Source organism: Mongoliimonas terrestris (assembly GCF_001927285.1).
GTDB lineage: Bacteria > Pseudomonadota > Alphaproteobacteria > Rhizobiales > Pleomorphomonadaceae > Chthonobacter > Chthonobacter terrestris.
In genome coordinates, this window is sequence record NZ_MSIG01000008.1 from 1 (window position 1) to 14401 (window position 14401).

The window sequence follows — 14401 nt, forward strand, 5'->3', positions numbered from 1 at the left end:
CCAGGGGGCCTGCAGGTTGGACTTGCCCTGGGCGAGCAGTTCGCCGAGCGACGGCGAGCCGGGCGGCAGGCCGAAGCCGAGGAAGTCGAGCGACGTCAGCGTGGTGATCGAGCCGTTAAGGATGAAGGGCATGAAGGTCAGCGTCGCCACCATGGCGTTGGGCAGGAGGTGGCGCCACATGATGGTGAGGTTGGAGACGCCGAGCGCCCGCGCGGCGGTGATGTATTCGAAGTTGCGCGCGCGAAGGAACTCCGCCCGGACGACCCCCACCAGCGACACCCAGGAGAAGAGGAGGAGGATGCCGAGGAGGATCCAGAAGGAGGGCGCCACCACGCTGGACAAAATGATGAGGAGATAGAGCGTCGGCACGGCGCTCCAGATCTCGATGAAGCGCTGGAAGAGAAGGTCCACCCAGCCGCCGAAATAGCCCTGCACGGCGCCGGCCGCGATGCCGATCGCTGAGGAGATGATGGCGAGCGTCAGCCCGAACAGCACCGAAATGCGGAAGCCGTAGATGAGGCGCGCGACCACGTCGCGGCCCTGGTCGTCCGTGCCGAGCCAATTGAAGTTGCCGAAGGTGCAGTTCTTGTCCGCCGCCCCGTCCGCATAGGCGACGCAGCGTTCCTCGCGCGTCAGAAGGAAGGCCGGCGGCGCCGGCGCCGGAGTCGGCATCTGGGTATTGATGGTGCGGTAGGAATAGCGGACCGGCGGCCACACCATCCAGCCGTTGGCCTCGATTTCGTCCTGGATGAAGGGGTCGCGGAAGTCCGTGGTGGCGAGGAAGCCGCCGAACTTCTCCTCTGGGTAGTTGACGAGCACCGGATAGAGGATCTCGCCCTTGTAGGAGGCGATGAGCGGCCGGTCGTTGGCGATCAGCTCGGCGAACAGGGTGACGACGAAGAGCACCATGAAGATAAAGAAGGACCAGGTGCCCCGCCGGTTGGCCTTGAAGTTGGCGAGCCGGCGCTGGTTCAGCGGCGACAGGAAGGGCCGCTTGGCGCGCGGCTCCGGTCGGGTGTCGGCGGCGGGGGTCTTGGCGTCCATGGGCGTCAGACCTCCCGGCTCTCAAAATCGATCCTCGGATCGATCCAGGTGTAGGTGAGGTCCGAGATCAGCCCCACCACGAGGCCGATCAGGGAGAAGATGTAGAGGGTGGCGAAAACCACCGCGTAGTCGCGCTGGATCACGCTTTCAAAGCCGAGGAGGCCGAGGCCGTCCAGCGAGAAGATCTGCTCGATGAGGAGCGATCCGGCGAAGAAGGCCCCGATGAAGGCGCCAGGAAAGCCCGCGATGACGATCAGCATGGCGTTGCGGAACACGTGCCGGTAGAGCACCGCCCGCTCGGTGAGGCCCTTCATGCGGGCGGTCTGGACGTACTGCTTGCGGATCTCGTCCAGGAAGGAGTTCTTCACAAGGAGCGTGGAGGTGGCGAAGGCGGAGAGCGCCATGGCGGTCAGCGGCAGCACCAGGTGCCAGAAATAGTCGAGGATCCGCTCCGGCCAGGAGAGTTCGGCCCAGTTGTCGGAGGTGAGGCCGCGCAAGGGGAAGATGTCGAGGAAATTGCCGCCGGCAAAGAGCACGATCAGGAGCACGGCGAAGAGGAAGCCCGGCACCGCATAGCCGACGATCACCACCGCCGAGGTCCACACGTCGAACCGGGAGCCGTCGCGCACGGCCTTGGCGATGCCGAGCGGGATGGAGATGCCGTAGGACAGAAGCGTCATCCAGAGCCCGAGCGAGATGGAGACCGGCATCTTTTCCAGCACCAGGTCGATCACCGTCACGTCGCGGAAATAGCTCTCGCCGAAGTCGAAGCGGGCGTAGTTCCACAGCATCAGGAGGAAGCGTTCCAGAGGCGGCTTGTCGAAGCCGAACTCCTGTTCCAGTTCGGCGATGAAGGCCGGGTCGAGCCCCTGCGCGCCCCGATACTTGGACGTGTTCACCGCCCCGCCCTGGTCGGCGCCCGCCTGGACGCCGGAGAAGTCGCCGCCGCCGCCGGAGATGCGCTCGGTCGCCGACACGTCGGTCCCTTGCAGCCGGGCGATGATCTGCTCCACCGGCCCGCCGGGGGCGAACTGCACAACCACGAAGTTGATGGCCATGATGCCGATCAGCGTCGGGATCATCAGGAGGAGGCGGCGGAGGATGTAGGCGCCCATGGGCGGTGTTCAGTCCCTGACTGCATGCGGCGAAAGACGCCCCGGCCGCGTGGACGGAGCGTCGGCGGCGGACGAGCCCGCGCCCACCCGCCGGGACCGGCGTCAGCCCTTGGCGAGCGCCGCGGCCTTGTCGGCGTCGATCCACCAGGTGGTCTCCACCGGAAAGCCGTAGGCGGGTTTTGCCTCCGGCCAGCCGAGCTTGTCCCAGTGGGCGATCCGGTGCACCGAGGAGTACCAGTTCGGAATCCAGACATGCAAGGCGCGCAGCACCCGGTCGAGCGCCCGCACCGTCACCATCAGGTCCTCCCGGCTGGTCGCCCGCCCCGCCCGCTCGATCAGGGCGTCGATCGCCGGGTGCGCGATGCCGGAGAGGTTATAGGAGCCCGCCCGCGCCGCCAGCCGCGAATGGAAGAAGGCGTCCAGGCTCTCGATCGGGGTCGCCCCCATGGAGAAGGCCCGGATCGTCATGTCGAAGTCGAAGTCGTTGGTGCGCGCCTGGTACTGGCTCGCGTCCACCACCCGGATGGTGGCGGTCACGCCGATCGCCGTCAGGTTCTGCACATAGGGGCCGAGCACCCGCTCCCAGATGGAGGATTCCGTCAGGATCTCCACCGTCAGCGGCGCCCCGTCCGCCCCCACCAGCTGGTTGCCCTCGCGCCGGTAGCCGGCCTCCTGGAGCAACTCACCCGCCCGGCGCAGCATCGCCCGGTCGCGGCCGGAGCCGTCCGACACCGGCGGGCTCACCGGTTCGCCGAAGGTGGCGGCCGGCAGGTCGGCCCGGAAGGGCTCGATCAGGGCGGCCTCCTCCGGCGGGATCGGACCTGTCGCCGCGAACGGCGACTTCTGGAAGAACGAGGTCTGCCGCTCGTAGATGCCGTAGAAGAGGTTCTTGTTCGTCCACTCGAAGTCGAACGGGATGCCGAGCGCCTCGCGCACCCGGATGTCGGCGAACTTCGGCCGCCGCATGTTGAAGAAGGTGCCCTGGATCGACGGGATCGCCTCCGACGGCACCTCGCGCTTGATCACCCGGCCCGCGGCGAGTGCCGGGAAGGTGTATTCGGTCGCCCAGGTCTTGGAGGTGAACTCCTGGCGGAAGTCGATCTCGCCCTTCTTGAAGGCCTCGAAGGCGGCCTGCCGCTCCCGGTAGAACTCGATGCGGATGGTGCCGAAGTTGAACCGGCCGACGTTCACCGGCAGGTCCTTGGCCCAGTAGTCCTCCACCCGCTCGTAGTCGATGAAGCGGCCGGCCTCGAAGCGGCCGATCCGGTAGGGGCCGGAGCCGAGCGGCGGCTCCAGGGTGGAGGCCTCGAAGTCGCGGCCCTCCCAATAGGCCTTGGGCAGGATCGGATAGGCGGCCGCGTCGAGCGGCGCCGACAGGCTCTGCTTGCCGGAGAAGACGAGCTCCAGGATGCCGGCGTCGATCGCCTCCACGGAGACGAGTTCACGCAGGCCCTCCGACAAGGTCGGGTGCCCCTTCTCCTTCAGGATCCGGTAGCTGAAGGCGGCGTCCTCGGCGGTCAGCCGGGTGCCGTCGTGGAAGCGCGCGTCCGGGCGGAGCGTGTAGGTGTAGGTGTTGCCATCGTCCGACACCTCCACCGTCTCGGCGACGAGACCGTAGAGCGCGTCCGCCTCGTCGAGGCCGCGCACCATCAGGCTGTCGTAGATGATCTCGCTCCGCGGCGGGGCGCTGCCGCGCAGCACCAGCGTGTTGAGCGTGTCGAACGTGTCCGGGTCCTGGTTCAGCACCCAGTTCGGCACCGCGTAGACGAAGCGCCCGCCCTTCGGGGCGTTCGGGTTCACATAAGTGAAGTGCGGGAAATCCGCCGGGTGCTTCAGGTCGCCGAAGACGCTGAGCCCGTGCGCCGTCCGGCCCGCCTGGGCCACCCGCACGGGAAGAACGCCGGCCGCGGCGGCAAGCGCCGCGGTGCCGGAAAGCTGCAGCAGGCGGCGCCGCGTGAGGGCGCCCAGTCTGGCGGCATGCGGGGTCGTCGGGTCCATCAGCCTCCTCCGCCCGTCTTGGCGGCCTTTTCGGTGTCGAACCACCAGACCGACGGGAAGCCCACGTCGAACCGCGGCAGCGGGTCCGGGTGGCCGAAGCGGTTCCAGTAGGCGATGCGGTCGGTCAGGATCGTGTAGCTCGGGATCACGAACTGGTTGCCGAGAAGCACCCGGTCGAGCGCCCGGGTCGCGGCCTCCAGGGTGGCGCGGTCGCGGGCGAACACCACCTCGCGGATCAGCGCGTCCACCGCCGGATCCTTGATGCCGGCGTAGTTGCGCGAGCTCTCGCTGTCGGCGGCGGCCGAGCCCCAGTAGTCCATCTGCTCGTTGCCGGGCGACAGCGACTGGCCCCAGCCGGTGTAGATCATGTCGAAGTCGCGCGACCGGACGCGGCTGACGAACTGGTTGCTGTCCACCGGGCGGATGGTCATGGTCACGCCGATGCGCTTCAGCGCCTGGGCGTAGGGCAGGGCGACGCGCTCGATGGTGGAGCCGTTCAGAAGCAGCTCGAAGGTCACCGGCTGGCCGTCCGGGCCGATCATCTGATTGCCTTCCAGCCGGTAGCCGGCCTCGCGGAAGAGCTCCACCGCCCGGCGAAGGTTGGTGCGCACGTTCTCCGGGGTGCCGCCGACCGGGTTGTCGTAGGGCACCGTGAACACCTCCGCCGGCACCTGGTCGCGCACCTTGTCCAGGATCTCAAGCTCCTGGCCTTCCGGCAGGCCCGAGGAGGCGAGCGGGATGCCGTAGAAGAAGCTGTCGATGCGCTCGTACTGGCCGTAGAAGAGCGACTTGTTCAGCTCCTCGAAGTCGAAGACGTGATTGAGCGCCTGGCGCACCCGCCGGTCGGTAAAGAGCGGACGGCGGATGTTGGGCACGAAGCCCACCATGACGCCGCTCACCTGTTCCAGCGCCACGTCCTCCTTGAGGATACGGCCCTCGCGCACGGCCGGGATGTCGTAGCCGGTGTTCCAGCGCTTGGCTTCGTTCTCGGTCCAGTAGTCGATCTTGTCGGCCTTGAAGGCCTCGAACTCCACCGTCAGGTCGCGGTAGTATTCGTAGCTGATGCGGTCGAAGTTGTTCGTCCCGACGTTCGCCATCAGGCTCGCGCCCCAGTAGTCGGGCACCCGTTCGTAGGTGATGCTGCGGCCGGCGTCGACGCGGGCGATCCGGTAGGGGCCGGAGCCGAGCGGCGGCTCCAGGGTGCCGTTCTCGATGGAGCGCTGGTTGCCGTTCGCGTCCTTGCCCTCCCACCAGTGTTTGGGAAGCACCAGGAGCTGGCCGACGATGTGCGGCAGCTCGCGGTTGCCGGTCTCGTCGAAGGTGAAGGTCACGTCCCGCTCGCCGGTCTTCTCCGCCTTCACCACGTGCTGGTAGTAGAAGCGCTGGGTCGGATTGAGGGCCTTCAGCTGCTCGAACGACCAGATCACGTCCTCCGGGGTCACCGGCTGGCCGTCGTGCCAGCGTGCCTCCGGCCGAAGGCGGAAGGTCACCGAGGAAAGGTCGTCCGGATAGGAGAGCGCCTCCGAGAGGAGGCCGTAGGAGGCCGAGATGTCCAGCTCGTCGAGCGAGGAGGTGGTCAGCGTCTCGTAGAGGAGGCCGAGGCCGTCCGCCGGCACGCCGCGCGGCAGGATGGGGTTCAGCGTGTCGAAGGTCTGCGAAGCGCCGCCGAGCCGCACCGTGCCGCCCTTCGGGGCGTCCGGGTTCACATAGTCGAAGTGCTTGGCGTCAGGGCCGTATTTCGGCGTGCCGGCAAGTGCCGTTGCGTGCCGCCAGACGGGTTCGCCGCCGCCGGTGGCCGCGGGCGCGTCCTGCGCGACGGCCGTCGCCGGCAAGGCCGCAAGGCCGAGCCCCACCGCCACCAGAAGCGCGGCGCCGGCGCCGCGAAGGCCGCGTGCCGGCCGGTCGGCCGCCGTTTCCTCGCGCCGGCCGATCGAGGCCGCCGCCGTCCTTGCCAAGCCACACCGCATCCAGCTCTTCCCTTCCGCCGATGGTCCATGGGTCAGAGGTAGCCCGAAGTTCGGGCCAAACCAGGACGGCCCCTCAAAATAACAGAAATTTCATGGTGGGGAGCCCGGCCGACAGACTGTTGCGCGGTCGTCTCGCCGCACGGGCGGCCGCTCTGGCCTTTGCCGGCGGCGACCGGGGACGGCCGCCAAGGACCCTCTTGCGTTTTCGTCGCGCAGTCGCGATATGTGAGCCGGGAGGTTGGCAGTGGACGTGCCACTCGCCAACCGGGTCAGGTCCGGAAGGAAGCAGCCCCAACGAGCTCCGGCTCGGGTCACTCGTCGGCCTCCCACCCCGTTTTTCCGCGCCCCCTCGTCTTCCCCCACGGGGCGTCTGGCCCTTTCAGGCACGGTCGGGGCGTCTGCCAGTGTCTTCAGCGTCGGCCGGCGATCGCAGGGCCGGCGGACGGGCCGCCGGAGAAAGCCGCGCATGGACGACACGCCCGCCCTTGGCGCCCCCACGCTCGACGATCGGGAGCCGGCCGGCCTCATCCCGGCCGAACCGATCCGTCCGGCCGCCGGCTACCGGGTGCTCGCCCGCAAGTACCGGCCGCAGAGCTTCGCCGACCTGATCGGCCACGGCGCCATGGTGCGCACCCTCTCCAACGCCTTTCAGACCGGCCGCATCGCCCAAGCCTGGATGCTCACCGGCGTGCGCGGCGTCGGCAAGACCACCACCGCCCGCATCCTCGCCCGCGCCCTCAACTACGAAATCCCCGGCCGCGTCGATCGGCCGACCGTCGACCTTCCCGAGGAGGGCACCCACTGCCGCGCCATCATGGAAGGCCGGCACGTGGACGTCATCGAAATGGACGCCGCCTCCCACACCGGCGTCAACGATGTGCGCGAGGTGATCGAGGCGTCGCGCTACAAGCCGGTTACAGCCCGCTACAAGGTCTACATCATCGACGAAGTGCACATGCTGTCGACGGCGGCCTTCAACGCCCTCCTGAAGACCCTGGAGGAGCCGCCCGAGCATGTGAAGTTCATCTTCGCCACCACCGAGATCCGCAAGGTGCCGATCACGGTGCTCTCCCGCTGCCAGCGCTTCGATCTGCGCCGGGTCGACGGCGGCCTCCTCACCGGCCACCTGCGCCGGATCGCGGCGGCCGAACAGGTGACGGTCGACGACGAGGCGCTGGCCCTCGTCGCCCGCGCGGCCGAAGGCTCGGTGCGCGACAGTCTCACCATCCTGGACCAGGCCATCGCCCACGGGGGCGGAGCGGTCTCGGCCGAGACCGTGCGGGCCATGCTGGGCCTTGCCGACCGGGCGCGGGTGATCGACCTCTTCGAGATGGTCATGAAGGGCGACGTGGCCGAAGCCCTCGGCGAACTCGCCGACCAGTATGACGTCGGCGCCGACCCGGCCGTCATGCTTTCCGATCTCGCCGCCTTCGTGCATCTCGTCACCCGCATGAAGCACGTGCCGGCCATGACCGAGGATCCGTCGCTGACGGAAGCCGAGCGCACCCGCGGCCGCGCCTTCGCCGAGACGCTCTCGGTGCGGGTGCTGAGCCGCGCCTGGCAGCTTCTCCTGAAGGGCATCGCCGAGGTGCAGGCCGCGCCGCGCCCGCTGCCGGCCGCCGAGATGGTGCTCGTCCGCCTCGCCTACGCGAGCGACCTGCCGACCCCCGACGAGGCGATCCGTCAATTGAAGGAAGGCCTTGGCGCCCTCCCGGCAGCCGGCCGAAGCGCGACGCCGACCGGGCCGGGCGGCCCGACCGGCGCGGGCGCCGGCATGGGTGCGAGTCCGGGCGCCGCCATGAGTGCGGGGCTCGGCGCCGCCATGAGTGCGGGGCTGGGCGTCGAGCCCGCCGCGCCCCAGGCGATGCTGCGCACGGTTTCGGGCGACGGGCGCCCCGGAGGCGCGCCGGCCCGGCCGTCGCCGGCCGCCGATCCGGCCCGGCCGGCCTTCGCGGGCGAGCCGGCGGTGGCGCTCGCCACCTTCGACGACGTCATCGCGCTTTGCGCGGAGCGGCGCGACATCGGCCTCAAGATCGCCCTCGAACGGGACGTCCGGCTGGTGCGTCTGGAGGACGGGCGGCTGGAATTGAACCCGCTGCCGACCGCCAACCCGAACCTTGCGGGCGAACTCGGCCGCAAGCTCACGGCCTGGACCGGCCGCCGCTGGATCGTCGCCCTCTCCCGCGAGGCCGGGGCGGAGACCGTCCAGGCCCGGCGCGACGCGGCCCGCCGCACGGCGGTGGACGACGCCCGGGCCGACCCGGTGGTCTCCGCCATCCTGGCGCGCTTTCCCGGCGCCGAGATCGTCGACGTGCGCATGACCGCCGAGACGGCGGCGGAGCCGGCGTTCGACCCGGTGGGGACGGCCGCGGAGGATTTCGACACGGTCGACCCGGACTTCCTGGTGCCCGACTGGGAGCCCTCCGATTTCGACGACTGACCGGCACGCGTCCCCCGGCGCTTGACGGGGCGGACGGGCGGACCGACCTCAGGAGCCCGCACGACGACAAACCGGCTACGAAGCCCTTACAAGCCGACGACAAACGACGACAAACGGCTACAAACGACGACATCCGGCGACACGAAGGAGACCTCCATGTTCGGCGACCTCGGCAAGATGATGAAGCAGGCGCAGGCCCTGCAGGCCAAGATGGCGGAGGCCCAGGAGGAGATCGGCCGCGTGGAGGTGACCGGCGCGGCCGGCGCCGGCCTCGTCACCGTCACCCTCTCCGGCAAGGGCGACCTGAAGGCCCTTAAGCTCGATCCCTCCCTCCTCAAGGAGGACGAGGGCGACATCCTGGAGGACCTGATCGTCGCCGCCCACGCGGACGCCCGCACCAAGCTGGAGGCGGCGATCGCGGAGAAGATGCAGGCGGTCACGGGCGGCCTCAACCTGCCGGCCGGGATGAAGCTGCCTTTCTGATCAAGGCTTTGGCGGAAAGGCCATCATGTCCCGACGGGTCACCGGACCGGAGATCGAACGGCTGGTCCAGCTCCTTGCCCGGCTGCCCGGGCTCGGCCCGCGCTCGGCGCGCCGGGCCGCGCTGCAGCTCGTCAAGCGCAAGGACCAGCTGCTGATCCCGCTCGCCGAGGCGCTCGGCCGGGTGGGCGAGACCGTGCGCGTCTGCTCGTCCTGCGGCAACATCGATACCACCGACCCGTGCTTCGTCTGCACCGATCCGCGCCGGGACGCCAGCACCATCGTGGTGGTGGAGGACGTCTCCGACCTCTGGGCGCTGGAGCGCTCCGGCGCGGTGGACGCCCGCTACCACGTCCTCGGCGGCGTCCTCTCCCCCCTCAACGGCATCGGCCCCGACGACCTCGACATCGCCGGTCTGGTGGAACGGGCCCACGATCCCGCCGTCAAGGAGGTGATATTGGCCGTCAACGCCACGGTCGACGGCCAGACCACCGCCCATTACGTGACCGACCGGCTGCAGGGCCTGGACGTCAAGGTCTCCCGGCTCGCCCACGGGGTGCCGGTCGGCGGCGAGCTCGACTACCTCGACGAGGGCACCCTCGCGGCCGCCATCCGGGCCCGCACACCGTTCTGATCGTTCGGCTTTTCGTCTCCGCGCCGTCAGGCGAGGGACGCGTCCAGCGTTACCGTGATGGCGCCGAGGGCCCGCGACACCGGGCATTCGGCCTTGGCCTTGTCGGCGAGTTCGCGGAACTTGGCTTCATCGATCCCCGGCACGGTCGCCGTCAGGGTAAGGGCGCTGCCCGTGATGCCGGTGCCGGGCACGAGCTCCACCGCCGCGCTCGCCTCCAGCCGCTCCGCCGGGGTGCCGTTCTCGGCGAGGAAGTGGGAGAGCTGCATGGCAAAGCAGCCTGCGTGGGCGGCCGCGAGCAACTCCTCCGGGTTGGTGCCGGACCGGCCGCTTTCGTCCTCGAACCGGGACTTGAAAGAATAGGGCTGGCTGGAGAAGGCCCCGCTCTGGGTGTCGATCGTGCCCGTGCCGTCCTTGAGGGCCCCGCTCCAGACCGCTGTCGCCGTGCGCTTCATGACGTCTCTCCCGTCCTCGTATCGATGCGGCCACCGTCGCCGGGTCGAGACCGCGGCGGAGGCGGCGCCGCCCGAGAAATCGGGCGGCGAAAAGGACTATAGGGCGCAACCGCGAGAGGTCGATGACGGCGCGGCGGCCGGGACCGGAACGCTCTCAGGCGAGGCGCAGGTACCAGGCGTAGTCGCGGTCGGTGACCTCGGCGAAGAAGCGGTCGCACTCCGCCTCCTTGATGGTGAGGAAGATGTCGGTGAATCGCTCGCCGAGCCGCCGCTTCAGCACCTCCGACTGGCGGGCGCGCCGGAGCGCCTCCGGCCAGGCCCGCGGCAGGCTCGGCGCGATCTGCTGGTAGCCGTTGCCGGTGATGGGCTCGGACGGCTGAAGTCCTTTCTCCACACCTTCCAGCATGCCGGCGAGCACCGCCGCCATGGCGACGTAAGGATTGGCGTCGGCCCCGCACACTCGGTGTTCCAGGTGGCGCGTCTTCGGCGGTCCGGCGGTGACGCGGATGGGCACCGAGCGGTTGTCGATCGCCCAGGCCGGCCCGACCGGCGCGTAGGAGTTGGCCCGGAAGCGCCGGTAGGAGTTGGCGTTCGGGGCGAAGAAGGCCATGCCCTCCGCCATGGTGGCCTCCAGGCCGGCGATCGCCTGGCGGAGGAGCGCGTTGCCGGCCGGCTCGTCGCCGGCGAAGAGGTTGGCGCCGGCCTCGTCGGCGAAGCTCACGTGAAGGTGGGTGCCGGACCCGGCGAAGCCCTGGTAGGGCTTGGCCATGAAGGTGGCCGCATAGCCGTGCTTCTCCGCCACGCCCTTGACGAGGCGCTTCCAGAGGATGGCGTCGTCGCAGGCGCGCAGAACGTCGGTCCGGTGTTCCAGCACGATCTCCAGCTGGCCCGGCGAATACTCCGATATGAGCGTGCGCGCCGGCAGTCCGGCGATCTCCGCCGCCCGGTAGACGTCGTCGAGAAAGCCGGAAAAGTCGGAGAGATCCTGGATCAGGTAGGCCTGCAGCTCGCCCTGGCGGAAGCCGTTCGGCGCCGTCGGCGGCACCGCCCGGCCCTCGGCGGCGGCCTTGCCGTCGAGAAGGTAGAACTCCAGCTCCACCGCCGCCACCGGCTGAAAGCCCGCGGCCCGGCAGGCCTCGGCCACCCGCACCAGGGCGTGGCGCGGGTCGGCCTCGGTGCCGCGCCCGTCCGCCTCGAAGGAGGTGAGGATGAACTGGGCCGTCGGCGTCGCCCGCCAGGGCGAGCGGACGAGGCTGCCCTTCACCGGCCGGCACAGGCGGTCGCTGTCGCCCTCGTCCCAGACGAGCCCGGTCTCCTCCACGTCTGCGCCGCGCATGTCGAGCGACAGGATGGAGCAGGGCAGCGGCCGGCCGGTGCGGTAGGCGCCCATCATCTCCTCCCGCCGGAGGATCTTGCCCCGCTGGACCCCGGACGGGTCGGTGAGGAAGCACTCGAACTGCACCACGTCCGGATTGGCGGCAAGGAAGGCCTCGGCTTCGGACGGGTCGGCGATATAGGCGGGACGGTCGGACACGGGCGGGATCACCGAGCAAGCAGGGAGAGGACGTCGTCGAGGGCGGCCACCAGCCGGTCCACATGGTCCGGGCGGGTGGCGGGGGAGACGAGCGTCATGTTGTGGAAGGGCGTGACGACGACGCCCCGGTTGAGAAGCCCCAGGTGGACGGCGGACTCCACGCCGTGGTCGATGCTGGCGGCCGCCTCGGCCCCGTCGCGAAGGGGCGCCGTGCTATGGACGATCTCCGCGCGGGCGCCGAGCCGGGTCACCGACCAGGGCAGGCCGTGGCGGGCGATCACGGCCGAAACGTCGTCGGCGAGCCGGGCGGAAAGCGCCAGCATGTGGTCGTAGGCGGCGGGCGTCATCATGGCCTCGAGGGTCGCCCGCATGGCGGCGAGCTGCAGCCGGTTGCCCGAGAGCGTGGTGCCGATGCCCGAATAGCCGGCCGGCCGGCGCGCGTCCACCGCCTGCATGGCGGCCTCCACGGCAGCGGTGAAGCCGAACACCGCCGCCGGCAGGCCGCCGGCGATCGGCTTGCCGACCACCAGGAAATCCGGTGCGAGGCCGTGCGCCCGGGCATAGCCGCCGCGCGCCGTCGAAATGGTGTGGGTCTCGTCCAGGCAAAGGAGAGTGCCGGCCGCCCGGCAGGCGTCGGCGACGGCGTCCAGGAAGCCCGGCGCGGGCAGCACCATGGCGGTGTTGGTGAGCGCGGGTTCGGTGAGCACCAGGGCGACGTCGCCCCGGGCGAGCTCCGCCGCCACCGCCGCCGGGTCGTTGAACGGACAGCAGACCGTGGTGGCGGCGATGTCCGCCACCTGGCCGAGGAGGCCGGGCCGGACCACCGTGCGGCCGTCGAGCGCCCGGGTGACGAAGACGTCGTCCACCTGGCCGTGGTAGCAGCCCTCGAAGACGAGGATGCGCGGCCGGCCGGTGATGGCCCGGGCCCAGCGGATCACCGCCCGATTGGCGTCGCTCGCCGTCTGGGTCACCTGCCAGTAGGGCAGGGCGAACGTCTCGGCGAGGAGGTCGCCGACCACGGCCGTCTCGGTGGACGGCAGCATGGCGGTGAGACCGCCCTCGGCCGCCGCCGCGATCGCCGCCACCACGGGGGGAGGGGCGTGGCCGAACATGGCGCCGGTGTCGCCAAGGCAGAAGTCCGCCAGCCCATGCCCGTCCGCGTCGGTGAGGTCGGCGCCGGTCGCCCGGGCGACCACAAGCGGAAAGGGCGTGCCCCAGTCCTTCATCCAGTGCAGCGGAACGCCGCCGGGAAAATGCCGACCGGCCGCCTCGGCGAGCGCCCGGGACGCCGGGTTCCGGTCGATGAAGCGCGCCCGCTCGGACATCAGGAAGGCGGCGGCGCGCTCGGAAAGGGCGGTGGGGGTCATGAGATCGTCGGATATCGAATGGGTGGCGCACGAAGCCACGGCCGGCACGCCTTGTCCAGTCATACCCACGAACAACCGGTTGCCTCCGAACCGCCCGGATGGGTTGTCATGGGTTGCCAGAGCGGGCGCGGGCGGACAAAAGAATGCGTATAACAATATAGGTCAATGCCGATGCCCTGGTGCCGCCTCCCCGCCCTCCTCCTCGCGCTTGCCCTCGCCGCCTGCGCGGGCCGGCCGGACGACGGGGCTCTGATCCCGACCGACGTGGCGGCGCCGGGCGCCGAGCGGGTCGACGTGCTGGTCGCCACCACGCGGCTGCGCGAGCCGGAGACCGCCGCGATGTTCTCCGGCGAGCGGTCCGAGGGCATCGATTTTGCCCATCTGGCGGTGTCGATCCCGCCGAACCACAAGCCCGGCACGGTGGAATGGCCGCCCCGGGCGCCCGGCGATCCGTCACGGCACTTCGTCACGCGGGAGCGCAGCTATCTCGACGGCGAGGCCGCCTTCAAGGCGCGGCTGAAGGCGGCCGTCGCCGCAAAGGCGCCGGAGGACCGGACAGTGTTCGTGTTCGTGCACGGCTACAACACCACCTTCGACGAGGGGGTCTACCGGCTCGCCCAGATCGACCACGACACCGGGTTCGGCGGCGTGCCGGTGCTGTTCACCTGGGCCTCGCGCGGCTCGATCCTCGACTATGTGTACGACCGCGACAGCGCCACCGTCGCCCGCGACGCCCTGGAGCTCACCTTGCGCCTCGCCGCCGAAAGCGGCGCCCGCAACGTGGTGCTGTTCGCCCACTCCATGGGCAACTGGGTGGCGGTCGAGGCTCTGCGGCAGGCCAAGATCAGCGGCCGCCCGGACCTCGGCGGCAAGCTCTCCGACGTGGTGCTGGCCTCGCCGGACATCGACGTGGACGTGTTCAAGGCGCAGATGGACCGCTACGGCGTGCCCGACAAGCCCTTCATCATGATGGTGTCGACCGACGACCGGGCGCTTCTGGTCTCGTCCATCCTCGCCGGCGACAAGCCGCGCGTCGGCGGCTACACGGAAGACACCGCCGCCATCGCCAGCCTCGGGGTGATCGTCGTCGACCTCACCAACGTGGAGGGCCTCGACGGCCTCAACCACGACAAGTTCAACGCCGTCGCGCCCGGCTTCCTGCGCCGCCTGCGCGACCGGCTGGCGGCGGGCGACGACCTGGAGTTCGAGGCGACCAGCGTCGGCGAGACGATCGGCACGCTCGGCCGCAACATCGGCGGCGCGGTCGGCACCACCGCCGGCGTGATCATCACCACGCCGGCCGCCATCCTGACGGCGCCGGTGGAGGCCATCATCCGGCGCTGAGGCGGGGCCGCCGGGCGCGCACGGGG

11 protein-coding genes and 1 other RNA gene are annotated in these 14401 nt (G+C 70.2%); 5 read left to right on the plus strand and 7 right to left on the minus strand.

All coding sequences use genetic code 11. The features are described from left to right. From BUQ68_RS12825 to BUQ68_RS12840, 4 genes are all read right to left on the minus strand, one after another. Positions 1–1044 (minus strand): ABC transporter permease (locus tag BUQ68_RS12825; RefSeq protein ID WP_075216387.1); only part of this gene is annotated, 1044 nt, incomplete at its 3' end. A 5-nt stretch (positions 1045–1049) separates the two neighbouring features. Continuing rightward, positions 1050–2159 (minus strand): microcin C ABC transporter permease YejB, encoded by a 1110-nt coding sequence (locus BUQ68_RS12830; protein ID WP_075216388.1) that lies wholly within the window; start codon positions 2157–2159, stop codon positions 1050–1052. A gap of 102 nt (positions 2160–2261) precedes the next feature. After that, positions 2262–4157, minus strand: coding sequence for an extracellular solute-binding protein (locus BUQ68_RS12835; protein ID WP_075216389.1), 1896 nt, complete (start codon positions 4155–4157; stop codon positions 2262–2264). Continuing rightward, positions 4157–6016 carry an extracellular solute-binding protein gene (locus tag BUQ68_RS12840; protein WP_425349528.1) on the minus strand — a complete coding sequence of 620 codons (1860 nt, stop codon included), beginning with the start codon at positions 6014–6016 and terminating at the stop codon, positions 4157–4159. Before BUQ68_RS12840 ends, BUQ68_RS12835 begins: the two co-directional genes overlap by 1 nt. Before the next feature lie 341 nt (positions 6017–6357). Between BUQ68_RS12840 and ffs the strand changes: the two genes are divergently transcribed. The 4 genes from ffs (at position 6358) to recR (ending at position 9678) form a co-directional block, all read left to right on the plus strand. Continuing rightward, positions 6358–6454, plus strand: an RNA gene (gene ffs / locus BUQ68_RS12845) — signal recognition particle sRNA small type. 136 nt (positions 6455–6590) lie between these two features. After that, the gene (locus BUQ68_RS12850) at positions 6591–8564 is read left to right on the plus strand and encodes a DNA polymerase III subunit gamma/tau (RefSeq protein WP_075216390.1); all 1974 of its coding nucleotides are present in this window, start codon (positions 6591–6593) and stop codon (positions 8562–8564) included. 156 nt (positions 8565–8720) lie between these two features. Next, positions 8721–9047: a YbaB/EbfC family nucleoid-associated protein gene (locus BUQ68_RS12855; RefSeq protein WP_075216391.1), complete on the plus strand. Its 327-nt coding sequence runs from the start codon at positions 8721–8723 to the stop codon at positions 9045–9047. A gap of 25 nt (positions 9048–9072) precedes the next feature. Continuing rightward, positions 9073–9678, plus strand: a complete 606-nt coding sequence (gene recR, locus BUQ68_RS12860) for a recombination mediator RecR (protein WP_075216392.1) — start codon at positions 9073–9075, stop codon at positions 9676–9678. Between the two features lie 26 nt (positions 9679–9704). Here recR and BUQ68_RS12865 read toward each other — a convergent pair whose 3' ends face one another. The 3 genes from BUQ68_RS12865 to BUQ68_RS12875 form a co-directional block, all read right to left on the minus strand. Further along, on the minus strand, positions 9705–10130 hold the full coding sequence (locus tag BUQ68_RS12865) for an OsmC family protein (RefSeq protein WP_075216393.1): 426 nt from the start codon (positions 10128–10130) through the stop codon (positions 9705–9707). Positions 10131–10284: 154 nt separating this feature from the next. Then, positions 10285–11664 (minus strand): glutamine synthetase family protein, encoded by a 1380-nt coding sequence (locus tag BUQ68_RS12870; protein WP_245293243.1) that lies wholly within the window; start codon positions 11662–11664, stop codon positions 10285–10287. Between the two features lie 8 nt (positions 11665–11672). Further along, positions 11673–13031 carry an aspartate aminotransferase family protein gene (locus BUQ68_RS12875; protein WP_075216394.1) on the minus strand — a complete coding sequence of 453 codons (1359 nt, stop codon included), beginning with the start codon at positions 13029–13031 and terminating at the stop codon, positions 11673–11675. A gap of 165 nt (positions 13032–13196) precedes the next feature. Here BUQ68_RS12875 and BUQ68_RS12880 point away from each other — a divergent pair, with 165 nt between their 5' ends. Continuing rightward, the gene (locus tag BUQ68_RS12880) at positions 13197–14375 is read left to right on the plus strand and encodes an alpha/beta hydrolase (RefSeq protein WP_075216395.1); all 1179 of its coding nucleotides are present in this window, start codon (positions 13197–13199) and stop codon (positions 14373–14375) included. Positions 14376–14401 lie beyond the last annotated feature (26 nt).

Excerpts from the sequence above, each read along its gene's own strand:
- recR (WP_075216392.1), top strand. The coding sequence starts at position 9,073 with ATGTCCCGACGGGTCACCGGACCGGAGATCGAACGGCTGGTCCAGCTC.
- BUQ68_RS12875 (WP_075216394.1), bottom strand. The coding sequence starts at position 13,031 with ATGACCCCCACCGCCCTTTCCGAGCGCGCCGCCGCCTTCCTGATGTCC.
- BUQ68_RS12865 (WP_075216393.1), bottom strand. The coding sequence starts at position 10,130 with ATGAAGCGCACGGCGACAGCGGTCTGGAGCGGGGCCCTCAAGGACGGC.
- BUQ68_RS12835 (WP_075216389.1), bottom strand. The coding sequence starts at position 4,157 with ATGGACCCGACGACCCCGCATGCCGCCAGACTGGGCGCCCTCACGCGG.
- BUQ68_RS12850 (WP_075216390.1), top strand. The coding sequence starts at position 6,591 with ATGGACGACACGCCCGCCCTTGGCGCCCCCACGCTCGACGATCGGGAG.
- BUQ68_RS12855 (WP_075216391.1), top strand. The coding sequence starts at position 8,721 with ATGTTCGGCGACCTCGGCAAGATGATGAAGCAGGCGCAGGCCCTGCAG.
- BUQ68_RS12880 (WP_075216395.1), top strand. The coding sequence starts at position 13,197 with ATGCCGATGCCCTGGTGCCGCCTCCCCGCCCTCCTCCTCGCGCTTGCC.
- BUQ68_RS12830 (WP_075216388.1), bottom strand. The coding sequence starts at position 2,159 with ATGGGCGCCTACATCCTCCGCCGCCTCCTCCTGATGATCCCGACGCTG.